The sequence below is a fragment of the Aquimonas sp. genome, assembly GCF_044377145.1.
Classification (GTDB): domain Bacteria; phylum Pseudomonadota; class Gammaproteobacteria; order Xanthomonadales; family Xanthomonadaceae; genus Aquimonas.
Window position 1 is genome coordinate 1 of the sequence record NZ_JBILJQ010000029.1, and the last position, 18,883, is coordinate 18,883.

The window sequence follows — 18,883 nt, forward strand, 5'->3', positions numbered from 1 at the left end:
CGAGCGCACATGCGCCCGCCACCGCCACGCCTCCGAACACGCCATCGACCGGTCCTCCGTTGGGGAAACCGGAGACGGTCGGGAGAATCAGGTAAGGAAGGTAGGTGAGGTGGGCGGACGCTTACGTCGCGCCTTGCCACGAACGCTGGGCGATGCCCCCGCTACGGCGGCCGGCCCACTCCCCGCGCTTGCCTGATGGACAACCGTCGCAAGCTCAGAGCAATCGCAGCGGATTGATGCCGCCCAGCCCGCATATCGCGATGGCTAGTCCCACCAGCATGATGATCACGCCGACCAAGCGGCCGGGCACCTGCAGCAGTGCGTCGAGCCCGGATTCCGGACGGCCTTCGCGGGACCCGAGCAGGGTCGTGGCGCCGATGATGGCCAGCCAGATGCCGCCGCAGCCGACCAGTGCCCACAGGTGCTCGCGAGCCCAAGCGCCGAGTCCGCGCCATTCCAGCGCGAGGCTCACACCCAGCGCGATGGCTACGACGCCGGCGATCAGGAAATGCAGCCCGTAGAGCACAGCGGCCAAACCCGTTCGGGTGGCGTGAACGCCACTCTCGCCGTCGATGTCTTCGTCGTAGCGCGCTGCCACGATGATCAGCCCGCGCGCCAATCCGCCCAGGCCCAGCGCGGCGAACGCCAAGCCGCCCCATGGCGCAGTGCCCCAGCGTTCTGCGGCGAGGAGGCACAGCACGCACAGGCCCAGCATCGCCAGATCGGTATGCTTCAGCAGGGTTTTCACAGCGGATGGAATTGTCTCTTGCTCCATGCTGGGAACCTCATTCCATCGCATGCCCGCAGCCGCGACAGCTCTTTGATCAACGCCCCTGCCGCATTGGCCTCTGGCGCAGGCGAGTCGACACCTGCGCGACAGCAAATAGCAGGATCAAGACCAGCAGGATGATGAAGGCGGCCTGATCGTAGCGGAACATTTCCTTCAATACAGCCAGTTCCGCGCCGATGCCGCCCGCGCCGCCCAGGCCCAGCACGTGACCGATGAGCGCAGATCCGGGGTCGGCAGATCCGGGGTCACCATCGCGCCGCCCGTGTCAACAGGGCCGACAAAACTCCTCCCGTGTTCCGGGCTTTTCACTTTTCCCGCTGACCCGCTCTTGGCTCGACCGTTCCCGCTCGCGTTCTCGACAAGGCTGCGGGCCTCGGCCGCAGCAGCCGTGAAGCATGCTTCGCGAGATTCTGGTTGAGGCGATTTCCAGCCCTTGGCATCGCTGCCCCAAAACACGCATCGGTTCCGCCCTGGGTCACCGACACCGCTTCTGCTCCACTCAAGCGGGCTGCTTTGCGCGGCGCCGCAATGTTCCCCAGCAGACAGACGTTCGCGGCGGCCAGAGCTGAAGCTGCAGCTCCTGACCGGAGTTGTCGCTCATGAGCTATATCACCACTGCCGATGGCACGCGCCTTTTCTTCAAGGATTGGAGCACCGGTACGCCGGTGATCCTGATCCACGGTTGGCCGCTGTCAGCGGACAGCTGGGACGACCAGGCCTTGGCCATCGCCGAGGCGGGTTTTCGCGCGATCTCCTACGATCGGCGCGGGTTTGGACGGTCATCGCAGCCGTGGGGCGGCTATGACTACGACAGCTTGGCTGATGATCTGGCCGCGCTGATCGACCACGTCGGGGCTGAGGATGCTGTGCTGATCGGCTTTTCGATGGGCGGCGGTGAGGTGGCACGCTACATGTCCAGGCACGCTGGCAAGGGCGTTGCCAAAGCTGCGCTGGTGTCGTCGGTGTTGCCCTTCCGCCTGCAAACGCGTGACAACCCGGGCGGCACGGATGCGGCAGCGTTCGAGGAGACCATGGCCTGGCTGCGCGACGATCGCGCCGCCTTTTTCACCGGCTTCTTCAAGAAGTTCTTCGGGGTTGGCCTGCTCAGCCACCCGACCAGCGATGAAACCCTGCGTTGGGCTCAAGGCATCGCTTTGCATGCCAGCCTGAGGGCAACCCTGGAGTGCGTGCATTCGTTCTCGTCGACGGATTTCCGCGAGGACCTCAGAGCCTTCAATACACCTACCTTGTTCATCCACGGCACCGATGATGCGACCGTGCCGATCGAAGCATCGTCGCGGCCCGCTTCAAGGTTGGTGGCCCAGGCCGAACTGATCGAGTACGACGGCGCGCCACACGGGTTGTTCGCGACCCACAAGCAGCGGCTCAGCAAGGACCTGATCGATTTCATCCGCATGCGCTAGCGGTGGCCGCCGATTCGCCGCGGCCCCGGCTCGCTGAAGACATGTGCGCTGGATCTGGTTCGGTAAAGCGAGGCCGCAAGCAGCGAAACCGAACATCGAGCCTGCCGTTGTCCCTTTCGAACTGGAGATTCGAACCGGGCTGCGCCGCCGCTGGGATAGTCGGTCTGCTGCTCGTTCAGATGCCGAGCTGTTGCTGAGCCTGTTCGAGCGCTGACGAGGCTTGCAGAGTCAGCCCCGCCAGTTCAGCACGGCCAACACCAGACGGTCGATCTCGCTGAAGCGGTTGTACAGCGGTGCTGGCGAGATCCGGATGACATCCGGCTCGCGCCAATCGCCCAGCACGCCCTGCGCGGCCAGATGCTCGAACAGGGCGCGGCCCTGTTCACGGCCGCCGCGCACGCGCAGCGACAGTTGGCAGCCGCGGCGCTCGGGCTCGGCCGGAGTGAGAATCTCCAGCACGTTCGCGAGTTGGTCGCGGATACGCGCCTCCAGATAGCCGGTCAGTCGCAACGAGCGTTCGCGCAGCGCAGCCATGCCGCCCGCAGCGCGGAAGATTTCCAGTGAGGCGCGGACCGACGCCAGCGCAAGGATCGGCGGGTTGCTCATCGCCCAACCCTCGGCGCCCGGTGTGGGGTCGAAATCCGCCGCCATCTGAAAGCGTGTCGACAACTTGTGGCCATACCAGCCGGTCAGCCGCGGCAGCGTGTGATCGTGCGCGTGGCGTTCGTGCACGAAGATCCCGCTGATCGCCCCCGGCCCCGCATTGACGTACTTGTAGTGGCACCAGGTGGCGAAATCGGCGTTGGAATCGTGCAGGGCTAGTGCCAGATTTCCGGCTGCGTGCGCGCAGTCGAATCCGACCTGGGCACCTTGGGCATGCGCCAGACGCGCGATTTCCTGCAGATCGAAAGCCTGCCCGGTGCGGTACTGGACGCCCGGCCACAGCACCAGCGCCAGCCGTGGTCCGTGGAGTTCAATGGCGCGCGCGATCGCCTGCATCGAGACGGTGCCGTTGGCTTCATCCGGCTGCACCTCGATCAGGCATTCGGCCGGCTCAAACCCATGAAAACGGATCTGTGATTCAACCGCCTGCCAGTCCGACGGAAACGCGCCGGCTTCGATCAGGATCGCCGGGCGCTCGGTCGTGGGCCGATAGAAGCTGACCATCAGCAGGTGCAGATTGACCGTCAGCGTGTTCATTGCCGCGACCTCGATGTTCTGTGCGCCGACCAGTTCCGCCAGCGGTGCGTTCATGAGTTCGAGATAGCGCAGCCACGGCCGCTCGCCGCGGAAGTGCCCTTCCACCGCGAGATCCCGCCAGGTGTCGAGTTCCGCCTGCACGGCGGCGGCGGCGGCTTTGGGCTGCAGCCCCAAGGAGTTGCCGACGAAATAGGCGAGCTCGCCATCGCCACGGCGCGGAATATGGAAGTGCTCGCGAAAGCGCGAGAGCGGATCGGCGCGGTCGAGGCCGTCGGCCGTGGTGGTGGTGGTTGGGTTCACGCTGAGGCTCAAGCGGGCAGGGGACTCAATGGTACGGGTTGGGAGCTTCGGGATCGGCGATTCGGGATTCGCCGCCAAGCGGCGCCGCTGAGGATGGGGGTATCGCATCGCGGTGTGGCAAAGCCGCAAGTGTCGCTCCGCGCAGGCACTTTCAGGGTCTGGAGTTGCCGCCACACCGAAGCTGATGCGCATTCCACCCAAACCGGTCACTGATTCCACGGCATGCCGGTCGAGCGGGCCAATCCACCCAAGTTGAGCCGTCACCCTCCCGAGCGATACGTTTGCCGTAGCGCTTCAGCGCCGCTGGTCGGCGGCCAGTGAGCTTCGTTTTCGAACCTCCAGCGGCCCATGAATCTGTCACGCCTGTACACGTGGTTTGACGAGTATCCGCACTCGGATGGTTTCCTGCAGATCGCGCGTCATGCCGAGCATCCGCCTTCTCGCGCGAGCGCAAGTTGCCGCTGCCCGCGCTGCTGGCGAGCTTGGTGTCAGGGCTGTGCAAAAGCCTGCAGGCTGAACTCGATGGGTTCTTCGCCCGCCTGCAGCAGCAGGCGGCGCTGGTGCGGCACGTCTCCGCGCAAGCGTTTGCGCAGGCGCGCGCGAAGCTCCGCGCTGACGCCTTGCCGGCCCTCGATGTCATCTCCTGAACATCATTGAACAGGCGGGCGGGGGTGCCACGATCGCACGGGCTGCGACAGATAGTGATGGGTGTCCACAGGGCGGTTAGGGCGCTGGGGTTGGAAGGGAGATGGGCTGAGATGCAGCGGTGCTCGGGCGGATCACGTCGATGCTCGCGAAGCTGCAGATGCCATCGCGCGGAAGGCGAGGATTCCGTCCGTCGGCCCTTCGCGTCTGGGCGGATTTCGGCAAGCTTGTGTGGCAGCGCGGGGCGCCGATGCTAGCAGCCCATGCACTCCAATCCGAAGAGATCCGGCCTCACCAAGTGCGGCCGCGCGACTGAGTTCGGGGACATCGATGCCGATTTTGTGAGTGCTCGCCACCATGCAGCGAGACGAAGCCTGCCAATCGCGATGCATCCCAAGGCATTGGTGCGGACGCATGGCCCGCTTGCCGTCCGCGCTCGTTTCGGTTTCACTTGGGTTGGCTTCCGTCAGTCGCCTACTCATCAGGGCCTGCCGAACCTCCTCGCAGCCCACGCTTCCCAAGCGGCTCAGCCGCGCATGCAATGAATCCACGCCTCACTCGTGCCGAGTTCTGGTTGCTCAGTCGCCTTGCAGAGTTCGGACAGTCGCTTCGCGCGCTGGGAGGGCCAGAGGGGCCGCCCTGGGACCGAGCCACGCTAGAAATGGTCTACAACTGCCGCGGCCATGGCCTCGCTCCCGACGGGTTCGCGCGTTGTTTGCACGGGGCGATGCGCAAGGGCTGGATCCAACCTTCGCGCGACACTGATTCCGTCGAAGGTCTCCCCTCGCTTTCCCAGACGCGGTCGTGGCTGAGTGAGCCCGGTCGCTTCGCGGAAGGAGCTTACGTCGTGCTTACCGCGCTCGGTGGCGAGGTGTGGGAGGCTTTCGCCCGCCCCGAGTGGGACCGCTATATCGATGACTGCTACACGTTCGAGGCGGACACCGAAGCCGAACTGCGGGAAGTGACCACGCTCGACCCTGCCTGGCTGCGCCGCTATCAGGACACCGTGCGCGCCGAGCAGAGCATCGACCGCGAGAGCACCATCGAAATCGCCGATTGGGAGATGACGTACTGGAAGCCTTGCGTCGCTGCGTATCGGTGGACCTTCAGAGCACAGGGCCTGTGCCGCCCCGTCGAAAGGCCTTCGCACTACCTGCGATCGCTTTGGTGCGAGTGGAGGTAGCGCCGTCTTCAACGGGATTCCCGGGCGCATGGTCTGCCTTTGGGAAAAGGCTGCCGCACCAAGGTACTTTGGGTGCTACGAATCTTCCCTTGAGCGCCAGTCTCCGCATTAGGACTTCGGCCTGCGGGCGCGCTTGGTTGCAGGCATGACTGCAGGGACACCCGAGTGCCCACTGGCGGCTTCGAGCGCACCCTTTTTGAGGTCATGAAAGTTGACCGACGGCAGCAGGGCCGTTCCGGCCGGCATGCGCGCGGTCAAAGCTGCCACCTGCTCGCGAATCGCGCCCCAGATCAGGGCTGGTCCATTGACCGCCACCAGATCCTCCGGGTCGCCCAACTTCTCAGCGCCGTTGCGCAAGACCACCACCGCGCCGACCTCGATATCGAGCAGGTAGGGGCTGAACTTCTGGCGCGTGCTAGCTGGGTCCGGCTCGTTATCGAGCACCAGACTGAAGGTCAGAAAGTAGGGCGCACCACGCGCGTCTTCGTCCGGCAGCGGTGTCCTGCTCACCTGGCTCTTGATCACCACGCCGTCGAACAGCGAGTGCTCGTCGACCTCAGTCTGAGGCTCCGACGGCAGGTGCTCAGCATCGACCTCCACGCTGATCTTGCGAAAGCTCAAGTGCACCAGTTGGAGCGGTGAAATCTTCATGACGCTTCCGCGTAGCTCTCGTCGTTTTCGGCGGGTGTAGACACCTGCAGCACTGTCGACTTCTCCGGGGCCGGCACGCGCTTGTTTGCCCAGCGACGCCGGGGCCGCGTTGGCTGGGTGCGCAGTGCGTCCCAGTCAGTGCCCGAAATGGCTTCCCTCTCGATGACGCGCAGGTCCACGCGCTTCTCGCGACGCTCATCCTCACAGCGCGCCTCCCACAGCGGGACTTCTACGCCTTCCTCGTCCGCCAGCGCCTTCAGCAGTTCCGGGCGCGCCATCGCTTGCTTGAGCAGCTTGGTGGTGGAGAGGTCCGGATAGCTGGCCTCGTTCTCGTAGCGCGAGAAGGCGATCAGGCCCTTGCCGAAGATCTTCGCGGTCGCCTGTTGGGTCAGGCCGTACTTTTTGCGCAGTGCCACGATCTCCTCGCCCAGCAGTAGAGGACCGTACTCGGATTTACGCTCGCGCAGGCGCTGCAGGTTTTCGCGACGCTGCTCCGCGCTGATCAGCTCGGTACCGCAGGCCGGGCAGCGCGACACCCGCAGCGTGACCGTGACGGTCTTGCCTTGCGGGTGGAAGCACTTTTCCCCAACAGCCTCCACCAGCGCGGCCTGGTGACAGGCGGGGCAGGTACGCTCAGTGGCGGTCGCGTTTTTCATCGGTGTCTCCGTGCTATCGGGACAAATGGGCCCGAACCATCTGGACCCTCAGGGTGTTGCCTTTATCCAACGAGAACTTCAGGTAGAACTCCAGCGCGCCGGGTGCGCGGCGTTTGCTGGCCTCGTCGTACGGAATCGAATAGGCATCGCAGGGCAGGCAGCCCGCCCAGCTGGTGTCGCACCACTCGGATCCCTTGAAGTCGCGTGCGCTTGCGCAGAGCAGACAGTCGAGAACGTGCTGAAAGTTCCATTTGAGCTTGTCGAGTTCGTCATCACAGCTCTTGTTGACCACATCGACCGAATCCTCACTGATCCCACCTAAACCGATCGCCTGCTGCAGGGCGGCGAGGTCGATCAACGGGCCGCCCTTGATCTTTCGCATTCGGGAGCTGGGTGGCGGCAGACTCGCTCGTGGGACGCGCCAGAAGGCCGAGGAATTTATCACTGTGATAAGTTCCGGTCAATTCAAGGATGTCAATTTGCCTGCGCCCTTCTCACCGAAAAGGCCTGTGAACTTGGCGGGGCCGCCTCCCTCCCGGGTCAGCATGAAGTCGGCCAGCGGTTTGAAGCTGTTGATCTGGAAGTGCTTGATCATCGACGCTGCTCTCGGAGGGGAAACGGGACGCCAAGCTTGGTGAGATTCGACATCCCGTTCGGTAGCTGAGTCTAGCCGTCACCTGCGTAATGCGCCTTGGTACACCCTGGCGGCTACAAACGGCGGCGAGCGCGCGAAAGCAAACGGGCGCCCAAGGGCGCCCGTTTGCTTGAACCCCGATCACCCACGCCAGCCCTCGCAAGGACCAGCGCGAACCCCGATCAATACCGGTAGTGATCCGGCTTATACGGCCCTTCCACCGGCACGCCGATGTACGCAGCCTGCGCTTCCGTCAGCGTGGTCAGGTGGACGCCGATCTGCTCCAGATGCAGGCGGGCTACTTCTTCGTCCAGCTTCTTGGGTAGGCGGTAAACGGTGTTCTCGTAGGTGTCCTTGTGGGCCCACAGGTCGATCTGGGCCAGGGTCTGGTTCGAGAACGAGTTCGACATCACGAAGGCCGGGTGGCCGTGGGCGCAGCCGAGGTTGACCAGACGGCCTTCGGCCAGCAGGTACAGGCTGCGGCCGGTGGCCTTGAAGGTGTAGCGGTCGACCTGCGGCTTGATGGTGTCGCGCTCGACGCGGCCGGCGGCGACTTCGGCGTTCAGGCGGTCCACCTGGATCTCGTTGTCGAAGTGGCCGATGTTGCAGACCAGCGCGTTCGACTTCATGCCCTGCAGGTTTTCCAGGGTGATGATGTCGCGGTTGCCGGTCGTGGTGACGAAGATGTCGGCCTCACCCAGCACCTGGTCCAGACGCTTGACCTCGAAGCCTTCCATCGCCGCCTGCAGGGCGTTGATGGGGTCGATCTCGGTGATGATGACGCGGGCGCCCAGGCCACGCAGGCTGTGCGCGCTGCCCTTGCCGACGTCGCCGTAACCGCAGACCAGTGCAACCTTGCCGGCGATCATCAGATCGGTGGCGCGCTTGATGGCATCGGCCAGTGACTCGCGGCAGCCATACAGGTTGTCGAATTTCGACTTGGTCACCGAGTCGTTGACGTTGATGGCGGGCACCAGCAGCTTGCCGGCTTCCATCATCTGGTACAGGCGGTGCACACCGGTGGTGGTTTCTTCCGACACACCCTTCCACTCGGCGGCCACGACTTTCCAGAAACCCGGGCGCTCGCTGCGGGTGCGCTTCAGCAGATCCTTGATGACCTGTTCCTCATGGTTGGCGCCGGGGCTGTCGACCCAGGTGTCGCCGTTTTCCATGTCCAGGCCCTTGTGAATCAGCAGGGTCGCATCACCACCGTCGTCGACGATCAGCTCGGGGCCCTTGCCGCCCGGGAAGGTCAGCATGTCGAGCGTGCAGTCCCAGTACTCTTCCAGCGTCTCGCCCTTCCACGCGAACACCGGGATGCCGGCGGTGGCAATGGCGGCGGCGGCGTCATCCTGGGTCGAAAAGATGTTGCAGCTGGCCCAGCGCACGTTGGCGCCGAGTGCTTTCAGGGTCTCGATCAGGACCGCGGTTTCCTTGGTCATGTGCAGCGAGCCCGACAGGCGCACGCCCTTCAGCGGCTGCAGCGGGGCGTACTTGGCGCGGATCGACATCAGGCCGGGCATTTCTTCTTCGGCCATGCGGATGCGCTTGCGGCCGAGTTCGGCCAGGCCCAGGTCACGGACTTTGAAGTCGGTGAAGGGCAGTTCTTTCACTTGTGCATTCATGGGTAGAGCTCCGGGTTGTGCAGGCTGATCTGCCTGCTTGCGACGCGTGCGTCGCGATCACCGGGCGCCGTTGGAACGGAAATCCACAAACCGAGCCTGGCCGGCAGCTTTGCCCGGTCGCAGCGCCCCTCGGCGGGACAGCGGCGAAGTATACCGGGGCAGGGTGGTGACGAGATCAAGGCGGCGGTCACAGGCTGGGAAGGTCCGCGCGTGCTTGCGTGACTGCGTGCGCGGCCGGCGCAGTCGAGACGGGGCGCTGCGGGCGCGCCGGATGCGTTCGGGGAAGGAGCGGCGCCTGCGAACCAGATGCCGATGGGGCAGGACCCTTCCGCGGCGCGGCTCGGTCGCTGGCAGTCGCAGGACGCGCCGTCCCTGGCGCGGCGGAAGCTCCGATGGATCCGAGCTTCGCTAACTGCGCGGGGTCACCACCAGCGGCATGTTGCCCAGCGCCAGCAGCCCGAGCAGCGGATTCGCGACACCGGCCAGGATGACCGGCAGCGAGGGATGGGTGATGCAGATTCCCTGTTCGATCAGGCCGAGACTCTCGTACACGAGAATCTGCCCGGCAACGATCATCAAGTGCACCAGCATCACGATCAACACGGCCAGCATGGCCAGCACGACCTGCGCCACGATGGCCGCTGCAGCGCCGGTGATGCCGGCCGCAGCTACAGCGCCGGCAACACCACCACCGCTGGCCAGTGCGATCAGCGAGGAGATGATGCTGAAGGCTTCCGCACCCAGACCTGCCCCGATCAGCTTCATGGCGCATTCGTGGTCCATGCACACGGTGACGCCAAGCGGCACTTGTCCGATGCCTGCGACATCGAGGCCGACCGTTTGCAGTTCGGTGATCGACCACTGACCGGTGGCGATGCACTGGATGGCCGCGGGGAGGCTCTTGACCATCTTCACCAGCACATCGGTTGCCTTGGCCAGCACATCCGCTGGAATGGCCGTTTGGACGCCGGTCGCGCCGGCCAGCAGACCCGCGTGCGGGCGCGCATCGAAGCGTCCGCGAAACGGGTCGATCAGATGATCCTTGATCGGCCGTTGCGCACACACGAGCACCTGCCGCGTGACCGTTTCCACCAGCGTTTCCACCAGCTCGATCGTGCCGACGACAAGATCGACGAAGCCCGAGGCCAGGCACTCCGCCTCGCACAAGCCGAAACCGATCAGGTCCTCACGTCCGCGCGGAAGAAAGCGTCGGTCGCAGCGATCGCTGCAGGCTGCATAGCGCTCTGCGGCTGTCAGGATCAGCTCGACCGTGGTGCGCACCGTACGGGTGGTTTCTTCCACCACATTTTCGAGCTTGCAGTTTTCCTCGGAGCGCTTGCGCCCGAAGCCTGCAATCTGCGCACCGCTACGCGCCTGGTGCTGCGCCAGGGCCTTGTTGCTTGTCTTGCCGGTGCGCGCCAGGTACTCCGGATACAGCGCGAACGCTGCGGATCGCAACGCGAACAGATCGCTGAGAAGCGCAGGGCTGGATGCCAGCTGGTCGAGCACCGCAGAAACCGCGCTTTCGCTCCATCGACGTGGGCTGCGATCCGCCTTCAGACGCACACCGTTCGGTTCGAGCAGGATGGCCGAACTGCCGACACCAATGCGGATCTGTGGGCTGCTTCCGCTGAGGTCGATCGAGGCGCGTGAGTCCGGCGTGCGGATGATCACGGGGATCGCTGACTGGCGGGCGCCATCGCCGATCAGCGCAAGGCGCAGCGATCCGAACTCGCCGTGGAATGCATCGCTGGTTTTGTCGCTGGCGCATTGAGGGGGCGCCGCCTCGGCTACAGGCGAGATTGCGCCGCCCAGGCACGCGACCGCGCCCGCCGCGATGCCACTGCCGGAAACCAGGAAGTTGCGGCGCCTGGAGTCGATGTCTGGATGTGTGCTTTTCATACGAGTCACCTCATGAACACTGCGAGCAAGGATCAGCGGAATCGAGACTGCTCGCCGTGTGACGGCTGGTCAGCGGTGCTCGACAATGCTGGGAAACGGACGCGCACGCTGCTTCGGTGCAGCCTCCGGAATCGACCGCGTTGACCCGGTCAATGCTTCTGCGGCATGCCATCCGCTTCAGGTCACGGCAGTTGGACCGCTTGTCTGCCATGCGCTGGGCGTGCGTCTGTACTTGAACGTCGGTGACCGGCCACGGCGTGACCGGCTGCTACCACCAGCGGGCTGGGCTCGGCGCTGCGCTACAGCGGTTCGGCGCGGACCTCGATGATCTGGCGATAGCCGCAGCCGCAGCCGCGGGCCGTGCGCCGGTCTGGTCGTCGTCATCGCGCAGCGCTGTTCTCAGCTTCGCCACGGACTCGCCGAGCACGCCTTCGGAACGACCCGGAGCGGCCAGACCGCGTCCAGCAGCGCGTCCTTGGTGACCACTTCGCCTGTACGGCGTACCGGCACGCGCAGCAGCTCCAGCGCTATGGGCTCGACCGCGGCCACCTCGCCGGCGGCCGTGAGCACAAGCGCTGAGTCGTCGAGTATCACCTCGCCAGAGCTCCACCACCGGCCGCGCGTCTGCGCATCCATGGGCTGTTTCCGGGTCGCTGTGGGCCGCGGCGGCACGAGTCTGCGGGTTCGGTCAGGCGCGCGCGCCCCTGGCCGGGCATCGCCGCGGCGGGCGGCGGGGCCGTATGCTTTCCGCCTGCGCGCGGAGGCTTGCAATGAGTGGCAGTGAAGGCGAGGTCGGCGACGGGACGCCAGCGCAAGGCTGGCCGATAGCCGAGCTGTTCGATCAGCTGGTGGACTTGCCTGCGGCTGAGCAGCGCCTGCGGCTGGAGGCCGTGCCAGCACCGCAACGCGCCGAGCTGGAGCGTCTGCTGGCGCAGGATGCAGGGGGCACCTGGCGGGTACAGGACCCGCTGGCCGATGCGATGGCCCAAGCGGTCGCGGGGCTGACCACCGGCCCTGAGTTCAACGCCGGCCTGCGGATCGGCCCCTGGCGGGTGTTGCGCGAGCTTGGCGCCGGTGGGATGGGCACGGTGCTGCTGGCCGAGCGCGTCGATGGAGACTTCGAGCAAAAGGTCGCGATCAAGCTGATCCGCGGCTTTCCGACCGAGGACGAGCGTCGTCGCCTGCGCCACGAACGCCGCATCCTCGCCCAGCTCGACCATCCAAACATCGCCCGCTTGCTGGACGGTGGCGAGACCGCCGATGGTCAGCCCTATGTGGTGATGGAGTACGTCGACGGCCAGACCCTGCTCGACTGGCTGGCCGAACACCCGCTTGACCTCCGCCAGCGTCTCGCCCTGTTCGACCGTCTCGCCGATGCGGTGCAGCACGCGCATGAGCGGCTGGTGATCCACCGTGATCTGAAGCCGAACAATGTCATGGTGCGTGCCGATGGCGACCCGCGCCTGCTCGATTTCGGCGTCGCCAAGCTGGTCGATGTCAGCCAGGGCGAGGACAGCCGACAGACTTCGACACGGGTGTGGACGCCCGGCTACGCCAGCCCGGAGCAGCGCAGCGGCGGGCTGATCACCACCGCGACCGATGTCTTCGGGCTGTCGATCCTGCTGCGCGAAATGCTCACCGGTGAGCGCCAGTCGGGCCAGGCCAATCCGGTGCCGGCGGGTTTCATCGGCTTGAAGTTGGGCGCCGAGCTGCGCGGCATTCTGGAAGCGGGCAGCGCGGAAGACCCGGGCCTGCGCTACCCCACAGTCGAGGCGCTGCGCGCCGATCTGCAGCGCTGGCTGGACGGGCGCACCGTGCGGGTAGCGCCGGACACCGCGAGCTATCGCCTGCGCAAGTTTGTGCGCCGGCATCGCACCGGCGTGGTCGTCACGGCCGGCCTGCTGCTCGCGGCGCTCATGTTCGTCTGGCGGCTGGACGTGGAGCGCGATCGCGCGCTGGCGGCCGAGGTCGTCGCCCAGGCAGATCGCGTGCGCGCCGAGGACGAAGCTGCAGACGCGCGCGCCGCGCTGGGCTTTCTGTCGCGCACCTTGGTGGCGCTGACGCCGGATCGGGTCCACAAGCGCGAGATCAGCGTGCGCGAACTGGCCGACACCGCGCGCACTGATCTTGAGCAGGTGCTGGCCGATCGGCCGCGCGTGCAGGGCGAGGTACAGCGCGTGCTGGGGCATCTGTACAAGGCGCTGGGCGAGCCCGACATCGGGGCTGATCTGTTCGCGCGCGGCGTGCCGATCGAAGACCCGCAGCACCCGGCCGAGGCGCTTGCACTGGCGCAGGATCTGGACGCCTGGTCCAGCGTGCTGGGTCTGCTCGGCGACCCGCAGACGGCGCTGGTCAAAGCCGAGCGCGCGGTCGCCCTGCGCGAACGCCATGCGGCCGGCGACCCGCTGCAGCGCTTGCGCAGCGCCGACCAGTTGGCTTACGCGCAGTACCGCCTGAGTGAGTTCGAACTTGCCGAACAGCTGTGGCGCGAAGTGCTGGCGGGCGCTTCGCTGCCCGGGGCGCCGTTCGACGTGCTGATGAACGCGCACCAAGCGCTGGCCGGGATGTACAACAACCTCAGCCGCCCGAAGGAAGCGATCGCCGTACTCGATGCCGCCGATGAGCTGATGCGCGGCCGGGTGGATCCGCAATCGCCGGAGCGAGTGACCTTCCTGCGCGGTCGATTGGAAGCGCTGGTCCAGCTCGGGCGTGCCGACGAAGCGGAAGCGCTCGCGCGGGAGGCGATCGAAATCCAATCGCGCACCGTCGGTGATCGCAACGCGCGCATGGCCCTGCTGCTGAATGGTTTAGGTCTTGCGCTGAACGAACAGGCGCGCTTCATCGAGGCGCAGCAGGCTTTCGAGCAGTCGCTGGCGGCCAGCCAGTCACTTGCACAGGTGCCGGCCGAGCGCGGGCCGGTGCTGTTGAACCTGGCGGCGGTGGCGGAATCGGCCGGCGACTACCCGCGCGCCCTGCAGCAGTTCGATGCCGGCATCGAACTGCTGGAAACCAGCGAATCGCAGATGGACAGCCTGCGCCTGCGACAGGCCCGGCGCTCACGCGCCCGTACTCTGGGTCTGCTGGGGCGGGGCGTGGAAGCACGCGAAATCCTGCTGTCGCTGGAGCAACAGGCGCTGGCGCAGGATGGCCCTGACGCCTTCGAGCCGGCCATGCTGGCCTGGCAGCGCGCGGTGCTGGCGCGGCACACGGGCCAGCCGCAAGACGGCTTCGCAGCGCTGGAGATCGCGGAAGCACGCATGCGCCCGCTGCTGCCGGCCTCGCATTCGATCTACGCCTATATGGCGCGCGTGCGTGCCCACCTGCTGGCGCTGCGGGGGGACCTGCAAGCGGCAGCGCAGAGCCTGGACGGAGGCATCGAACATCTTCAGCGCATCCAGGGCGCGGCCTTCGACATCGCCAGCCTGCAGGCGGAGCGCGCCCGCGTGCACGAACTGCAGGGCGAAATCGATCAAGCCAGAGCGCTGTTGAGCGAGTCGCTGCCGGTGTTGCGTCAGGCCGTGCTGCCGAGCGAGGTGACCCGTGCGATGGCCGAGAAGCTGGCGCGAGAATTGGCGTTGGAGTGAGCGCGCATCTGCACGCGCTTCGCTTCGCAAAGCGATACCGGTGGTGCGCGCAGCGATGCTGCCGTTCGAGACGAAACGCGTGGCGGCTGTGCTGGCAGCAGCGAAAGTCGGCGAGTGAACAGTCCTGCAGGTTGCTTGACGGGCAGCGGGAGAGGGTTCGCCCGGCGCGGAACAGTCAACCTTTGCACCGCCATCCGCCCCCGCGCCCCACGCATCGAGCCCCTCTCCCGTGGGAGAGGGGTTGGGGAGAGGGCGGAGCGCAGCCGTGCAAGGCGCGGCCTCAACAGCTGTGCTCGTCGCTCTCGGGAAGTCAGGCCAACACCCGAACCCTCTCCCCCGGCCCCTCTCCCACGGGAGAGGGGAGCAGGTGCAGCCACGGCGGCACTGAACGGCGAGGAGCAACCACGGACACGCGACAAGTAGCTTGACAGGCAGCGGTGCAGGGTCTGGAGCAACTCAGGATGACTGCGCTGGATCAAGCGTCCCGGTGCTTCCGAACCCTCTCCCCAACCCCTCTCCCACGGGGAGAGGGGCTTGCGCGGCAAAACCTCCATCGCGCGAGCTGTCCAATCCCAAATCCCGAATCCCGAATCCCAATCCCTGCCTCATCCCCCGAACACCACCACATGCTCCAGATCCAGCCGCACTCCGATCCGCTGGCCGATCGCGTGGTCGTGGTGGCTGGGCACGAGGGACAGCACGCGGTCGCCGCTGTCGAGTTTCAGGCTGTACAGGAAGTCGGCGCCGCGGAATGCGCGTGCCACGACCTCGGCCTGCTGTGGGCTTGCGTCGTCGTGGATCACGTCATCGGGGCGCAGCAGCAGGCGTACGCGCTGGCCGGTGACCAGTTCGGAGTTTGAACAGGTGGTCTCGCCCAGCGGTGTCAGCAGACGTCCGCCGCCCAGGCTTTCGGCGGCGACGAAGGCGCCTTCGCCGACGAAGCGCGCAACGATCGCATTGGCCGGGCGGTGGTACAGCGCGTAGGCGCTGTCCCACTGTTGCAGGGCGCCGTCGGCGACCACACCGATGCGGTCGGCCATCGCGAAGGCTTCGGTCTGCGAATGGGTGATCAGCAGTGCACCGACGCCTTCGGCCTTGAGCGCGGAGCGCACGTCCAGCGCCAGCTTTTCGCGCAGGTCGGGATCAAGGCTGGAGAAAGGCTCATCCAGCAGCACCAGGCCGGGCTGTGGCGCCAGCGCGCGTGCCAGCGCCACCCGCTGCTGCTGGCCGCCGGACAGTTCATGCGGATAGCGTTGCTCGAAGCCGGCCAAGCCGACCAGATCCAGCATGCGCCGCGCGCGTGCAGCGGCCTCGCTGCGCGGCAGCCGGAACAGCCCGAAGCGCACGTTGTCGAGCGCGTTCAGATGCGGCAGCAGGGCGTGGTCCTGGAACACCATGCCGATGCCGCGTGCCTCGGGCGCCAGCTGGACGCCGTCGCCGCTGAGCAGGCGAGGCACGCCGTCGAGCTGGCTGTGGATGCTGCCGTGATACGGCGGCGCGAAGCCGGCGATGGCTCGCAGCAGGGTGGTCTTGCCGGCGCCGGATGGGCCGAGCAGGCAGCCGATCTCACCCTGCTGCAGGCGCAGGTTGACTCCGCTCAGCACGGCGAAGCCATTGTGGCCGACGGCGCAATCGTTCAGTTCAAGTTGCATCGCGGGATCGCCTTGTCAGCAGCAGCACCGGCACCAGCCCGACCAGCACGATGCTGAGCGCGGGCAGGGCGGCGCGCCGCCATTCGCCTTCGTTGGTGAGTTCAAACACGCGCGTCGCCAGGGTGTTCCAGCCGAACGGGCGCATCATCAGGGTGATCGGCATTTCCTTCATCACGTCGACGAACACCAGCAGCGCGGCCGTTGCGAGGCCGCCGCGCAGCAGCGGCCAGTGCACCTGCTGCAGCCGGCGCAGGCCGGTGACACCCAGCAGCTGGGCGGCTTCCAGATGGCTGTCGCGGATGCGCAGCAGGGCGCCGGCCACCGGCGCATGCGCCACCGCGGTGAAGCGCACGCCGTAGGCGATCAACAGCAGGGCCAAGCCGCCGGATAAGGCCATGTCGATCGCAAAGCGGTCGAGCAGCCAGCCGGTAGCCTTGGTCACCGGCACATACAGACCGATCGCCAGCAGGGCGCCGGGCAGGCCATAGCCCACGGTGCCGATTCGCAGTGCGAGGGTGCTCAGCCGGCCGGGTTGTTCGCGCGCGGCCAGGGCCAGCACCAGAGCGGCCAGCACGGTCAGTGCCGCCGCCATCGCCGCCAACGCGAAACCATTCCAGACCAGACCGAAGTAGCGGGCGTCGAGCTCATCCAGATGCGCTGCGGCCACGTACAGCAGGCGCCCCACCGGCAGCGCGAAGGCAAGCGCCAGCACCAGTGTGCAGAAAGCCGTGGCTGCCCAGCGCCAGCGGCCCAGTGCGAGCAGGTCCTGCGTCGGTGCGCCGAGCCGTGCGAATGACTGCCGCCGCCGCGAGTGCGCCTCCAGCGCCACCAGCAGGGCGACCACCAGCAATAGCACGGCGGCGATCTGCAGGGCGGTGTCGGTGGAGAACAGGGCGAACCAGGCGCTGTAGATGGCGCTGGTGAAGGTGTCGTAGTTGAACGCGGCGACGGTGCCGAAATCGGCCAGGGTTTCCATCAGCACCAGCAGCACGCCGCCAGCGATGAAGGGGCGCGCCAGCGGCAGACTGGCGCGGAAGAACGCCCTGCGCGGCGACATGCCCAGCGCGCGCGCCGCCTCCAGCGCGCGTGCGCCCTGGCTGGCGAAGGCATCGCTGGCGACCAGGTAGACGTAGGGATACAGCGCCAGCGTCATCACGGCGATTACGCCGCCGCGCGAGCGCACCTCGGGCAGGCCGAGGCCGAGTTCGCGCAGCGCGGCCGCCAGCGCGCCGCTGTAGTCGAACAGGCCGATCATGGCGACTGCGAACACATAGCCGGGCAGGGCCAGCGGCAGCACCAGCGCCCAGCGGAACAGACGCCTGCCGGGGAAATCGGTGAGTGCGATCAGCGCCGCCAGTGCGGTGCCCAGCACCGCCGTACCGATGCCGACGCCAAGCAGCAGCCAGAAGGTGTTGCCGGCCACCCGCGGCAGAGTGAACTGCCACAGGTGGGCCAGCGTCTTCGGGTCCGGATTCAGCAGCGCCAGCAGGGCAGACAGCAGCGGCACCAGGCTGGGCAGACACAGCGCCAGCGCGAGGAGGCTCAGCCCGCCGATGCGCCGCGTGCGCGGCCGTGGGTAGCGCTCAGCGATAGCCGACACGGTCCATCAGCATGGTCGCTTCGGCCTGCAGTGCGCCGGCGCGCGAGACGTTGATCAGGTCCTGGCGGAACTCACCCCAGGCGGCAACTGCGGGGTCCACCGGCACGCTCGGGTTGGCCGGGAACTCCAGGTTGGCGCTGGCGAATTGTGCCTGTGCTTCGCCCGCGGCCAGCCACTCCAGGAAGGCCTGCGCGGCCTCGGGCCGCTTGGCGTGGGTGGTGACACCAGCGCCGGACACGTTTACATGCACGCCGCGTTCGCCATCGCCCTGGTTGGGCCAGAACAGCGCCACCGGCAGGGCCGGGTTGTCGCGCTGCAGGCGGCCGAAATAGTAGGTGTTGACGACGCCGACATCGCAGCGGCCGGCGCCGACCGCGAGGATCACTTCGTCATCGCTGGCAAAGGGGTCGGCGGCCAGATTCTCGACCCAGCCGCGCACCAGAGTTTCAGCGCCCTCGGCACCGTGGGCCTCGATCAGGCCGGCCACCAGCGACTGGTTGTAGACCTTCTTCGAGCTGCGCAGACAGACCCGGCCCTTCCACTGCGCCTCCGCCAGCGCCTCGTAGGTGCTGAGCTCGGAGGGCTGCACCTTGTCGGTGTTGTAGACCAGGGTCCGCGCGCGCACCGACAGCCCGAACCAGCGGTTCTGCGGATCGCGCAGATGTGCGGGAATGGCGCTGTCCAGCGCGGGTGAATTCAGCTCGCGCAGCAGGCCGAGGTTTGCCGCCTGCCACAGGTTGCCGGCGTCGACGGTGATGAACAGATCGGCTTCCGTACGTGCGCCTTCGGCCTGCAGTCGCGCCATCAGCGGCGCTTCCTTGTCGGTGAGGTATTCGATTTTCAGGCCGGTTTCGGCCTCGTAGCGTTCGAACAGCGGCTTGACCAGCTGCTCGTTGCGGGCGGTGTAGACCACCAGATCAGCAGCGTGGGCGGCGAAGCAGGCAGAGGCGAGGCAGAGGGCGGCGACGAGAGTGCGCATGGGGCTCGGCGGGGTTGGAAATGAGAATCGATGTTATCGGGCCGCAGCGTGGCGGTCC

Annotated in this window: 17 protein-coding genes and 1 riboswitch; of the genes, 4 read left to right on the forward strand and 13 right to left on the reverse strand. The window is 66.6% G+C overall.

What is annotated here, in order from left to right; all coding sequences use genetic code 11:
- Positions 1-214 precede the first annotated feature (214 nt).
- Together ACIQ7H_RS10490 and ACIQ7H_RS10495 are read right to left on the reverse strand one after the other, a co-directional pair.
- Complete coding sequence (locus ACIQ7H_RS10490) at positions 215-775, reverse strand: hypothetical protein (protein WP_395791144.1); 561 nt, start codon at positions 773-775, stop codon at positions 215-217.
- 49 nt (positions 776-824) lie between these two features.
- Positions 825-995 carry a hypothetical protein gene (locus ACIQ7H_RS10495; RefSeq protein ID WP_395791146.1) on the reverse strand — a complete coding sequence of 57 codons (171 nt, stop codon included), beginning with the start codon at positions 993-995 and terminating at the stop codon, positions 825-827.
- A gap of 394 nt (positions 996-1,389) precedes the next feature.
- On the opposite strand from ACIQ7H_RS10495, the gene ACIQ7H_RS10500 reads away from it, so the two are divergent.
- Positions 1,390-2,214, forward strand: a complete 825-nt coding sequence (locus ACIQ7H_RS10500; RefSeq protein ID WP_395791148.1) for an alpha/beta fold hydrolase — start codon at positions 1,390-1,392, stop codon at positions 2,212-2,214.
- Between the two features lie 228 nt (positions 2,215-2,442).
- Here ACIQ7H_RS10500 and kynU read toward each other — a convergent pair whose 3' ends face one another.
- Positions 2,443-3,714, reverse strand: coding sequence for a kynureninase (gene kynU / locus ACIQ7H_RS10505; RefSeq protein ID WP_395791150.1), 1,272 nt, complete (start codon positions 3,712-3,714; stop codon positions 2,443-2,445).
- A gap of 455 nt (positions 3,715-4,169) precedes the next feature.
- On the opposite strand from kynU, the gene ACIQ7H_RS10510 reads away from it, so the two are divergent.
- The gene (locus tag ACIQ7H_RS10510; protein ID WP_395791152.1) at positions 4,170-4,361 is read left to right on the forward strand and encodes a hypothetical protein; all 192 of its coding nucleotides are present in this window, start codon (positions 4,170-4,172) and stop codon (positions 4,359-4,361) included.
- 659 nt (positions 4,362-5,020) lie between these two features.
- A complete protein-coding gene (locus tag ACIQ7H_RS10515) occupies positions 5,021-5,542 on the forward strand; it encodes a hypothetical protein (RefSeq protein ID WP_395791154.1) in 522 nt (173 codons plus the stop codon).
- Between the two features lie 108 nt (positions 5,543-5,650).
- On the opposite strand, the gene ACIQ7H_RS10520 is transcribed toward ACIQ7H_RS10515, so the two are convergent.
- The 7 genes from ACIQ7H_RS10520 to ACIQ7H_RS10550 all read right to left on the reverse strand — a co-directional run bounded on the left by ACIQ7H_RS10520 (position 5,651) and on the right by ACIQ7H_RS10550 (position 11,646).
- Entirely contained in the window at positions 5,651-6,193 is a 543-nt protein-coding gene (locus ACIQ7H_RS10520; RefSeq protein WP_395791156.1) for a hypothetical protein, read from the reverse strand.
- The gene (locus ACIQ7H_RS10525) at positions 6,190-6,849 is read right to left on the reverse strand and encodes a type II toxin-antitoxin system MqsA family antitoxin (RefSeq protein ID WP_395791158.1); all 660 of its coding nucleotides are present in this window, start codon (positions 6,847-6,849) and stop codon (positions 6,190-6,192) included. Before ACIQ7H_RS10525 ends, ACIQ7H_RS10520 begins: the two co-directional genes overlap by 4 nt.
- A 13-nt stretch (positions 6,850-6,862) precedes the next feature.
- Positions 6,863-7,231 carry a hypothetical protein gene (locus ACIQ7H_RS10530; protein WP_395791160.1) on the reverse strand — a complete coding sequence of 123 codons (369 nt, stop codon included), beginning with the start codon at positions 7,229-7,231 and terminating at the stop codon, positions 6,863-6,865.
- Between the two features lie 78 nt (positions 7,232-7,309).
- Complete coding sequence (locus tag ACIQ7H_RS10535) at positions 7,310-7,444, reverse strand: hypothetical protein (RefSeq protein WP_395791162.1); 135 nt, start codon at positions 7,442-7,444, stop codon at positions 7,310-7,312.
- Positions 7,445-7,665: 221 nt separating this feature from the next.
- Positions 7,666-9,108 (reverse strand): adenosylhomocysteinase, encoded by a 1,443-nt coding sequence (ahcY, locus tag ACIQ7H_RS10540; protein WP_395791164.1) that lies wholly within the window; start codon positions 9,106-9,108, stop codon positions 7,666-7,668.
- A gap of 55 nt (positions 9,109-9,163) precedes the next feature.
- A riboswitch (S-adenosyl-L-homocysteine riboswitch) is annotated at positions 9,164-9,245 on the reverse strand.
- A gap of 271 nt (positions 9,246-9,516) precedes the next feature.
- On the reverse strand, positions 9,517-11,010 hold the full coding sequence (locus ACIQ7H_RS10545) for a hypothetical protein (protein ID WP_395791166.1): 1,494 nt from the start codon (positions 11,008-11,010) through the stop codon (positions 9,517-9,519).
- Between the two features lie 399 nt (positions 11,011-11,409).
- Entirely contained in the window at positions 11,410-11,646 is a 237-nt protein-coding gene (locus tag ACIQ7H_RS10550; RefSeq protein ID WP_395791168.1) for a transcriptional regulator, read from the reverse strand.
- Between the two features lie 134 nt (positions 11,647-11,780).
- Between ACIQ7H_RS10550 and ACIQ7H_RS10555 the strand changes: the two genes are divergently transcribed.
- Entirely contained in the window at positions 11,781-14,594 is a 2,814-nt protein-coding gene (locus ACIQ7H_RS10555; RefSeq protein WP_395791170.1) for a protein kinase, read from the forward strand.
- A gap of 605 nt (positions 14,595-15,199) precedes the next feature.
- Here ACIQ7H_RS10555 and ACIQ7H_RS10560 read toward each other — a convergent pair.
- Genes ACIQ7H_RS10560 through ACIQ7H_RS10570 form a run of 3 tightly spaced genes read right to left on the reverse strand, consistent with a single transcriptional unit; the run spans position 15,200 to position 18,825 of the window.
- Positions 15,200-16,246 carry an ABC transporter ATP-binding protein gene (locus ACIQ7H_RS10560; protein ID WP_395791172.1) on the reverse strand — a complete coding sequence of 349 codons (1,047 nt, stop codon included), beginning with the start codon at positions 16,244-16,246 and terminating at the stop codon, positions 15,200-15,202.
- Positions 16,236-17,846: an ABC transporter permease gene (locus ACIQ7H_RS10565; protein ID WP_395791174.1), complete on the reverse strand. Its 1,611-nt coding sequence runs from the start codon at positions 17,844-17,846 to the stop codon at positions 16,236-16,238. The genes ACIQ7H_RS10560 and ACIQ7H_RS10565 overlap by 11 nt, the downstream gene beginning before the upstream one ends.
- Complete coding sequence (locus tag ACIQ7H_RS10570) at positions 17,830-18,825, reverse strand: extracellular solute-binding protein (RefSeq protein ID WP_395791176.1); 996 nt, start codon at positions 18,823-18,825, stop codon at positions 17,830-17,832. Before ACIQ7H_RS10570 ends, ACIQ7H_RS10565 begins: the two co-directional genes overlap by 17 nt.
- Positions 18,826-18,883 lie beyond the last annotated feature (58 nt).

What these genes read in the sequence shown, in the direction of transcription:
- ACIQ7H_RS10490 (WP_395791144.1), bottom strand. Translation starts at nt 775, where the DNA reads ATGGAGCAAGAGACAATTCCATCCGCTGTGAAAACCCTGCTGAAGCAT.
- ACIQ7H_RS10500 (WP_395791148.1), top strand. Translation starts at nt 1,390, where the DNA reads ATGAGCTATATCACCACTGCCGATGGCACGCGCCTTTTCTTCAAGGAT.
- ACIQ7H_RS10515 (WP_395791154.1), top strand. Translation starts at nt 5,021, where the DNA reads ATGGTCTACAACTGCCGCGGCCATGGCCTCGCTCCCGACGGGTTCGCG.
- ACIQ7H_RS10520 (WP_395791156.1), bottom strand. Translation starts at nt 6,193, where the DNA reads ATGAAGATTTCACCGCTCCAACTGGTGCACTTGAGCTTTCGCAAGATC.
- ACIQ7H_RS10525 (WP_395791158.1), bottom strand. Translation starts at nt 6,849, where the DNA reads ATGAAAAACGCGACCGCCACTGAGCGTACCTGCCCCGCCTGTCACCAG.
- ACIQ7H_RS10530 (WP_395791160.1), bottom strand. Translation starts at nt 7,231, where the DNA reads ATGCGAAAGATCAAGGGCGGCCCGTTGATCGACCTCGCCGCCCTGCAG.
- ACIQ7H_RS10535 (WP_395791162.1), bottom strand. Translation starts at nt 7,444, where the DNA reads ATGATCAAGCACTTCCAGATCAACAGCTTCAAACCGCTGGCCGACTTC.
- ahcY (WP_395791164.1), bottom strand. Translation starts at nt 9,108, where the DNA reads ATGAATGCACAAGTGAAAGAACTGCCCTTCACCGACTTCAAAGTCCGT.
- ACIQ7H_RS10545 (WP_395791166.1), bottom strand. Translation starts at nt 11,010, where the DNA reads ATGAAAAGCACACATCCAGACATCGACTCCAGGCGCCGCAACTTCCTG.
- ACIQ7H_RS10550 (WP_395791168.1), bottom strand. Translation starts at nt 11,646, where the DNA reads ATGGATGCGCAGACGCGCGGCCGGTGGTGGAGCTCTGGCGAGGTGATA.
- ACIQ7H_RS10555 (WP_395791170.1), top strand. Translation starts at nt 11,781, where the DNA reads ATGAGTGGCAGTGAAGGCGAGGTCGGCGACGGGACGCCAGCGCAAGGC.
- ACIQ7H_RS10560 (WP_395791172.1), bottom strand. Translation starts at nt 16,246, where the DNA reads ATGCAACTTGAACTGAACGATTGCGCCGTCGGCCACAATGGCTTCGCC.
- ACIQ7H_RS10570 (WP_395791176.1), bottom strand. Translation starts at nt 18,825, where the DNA reads ATGCGCACTCTCGTCGCCGCCCTCTGCCTCGCCTCTGCCTGCTTCGCC.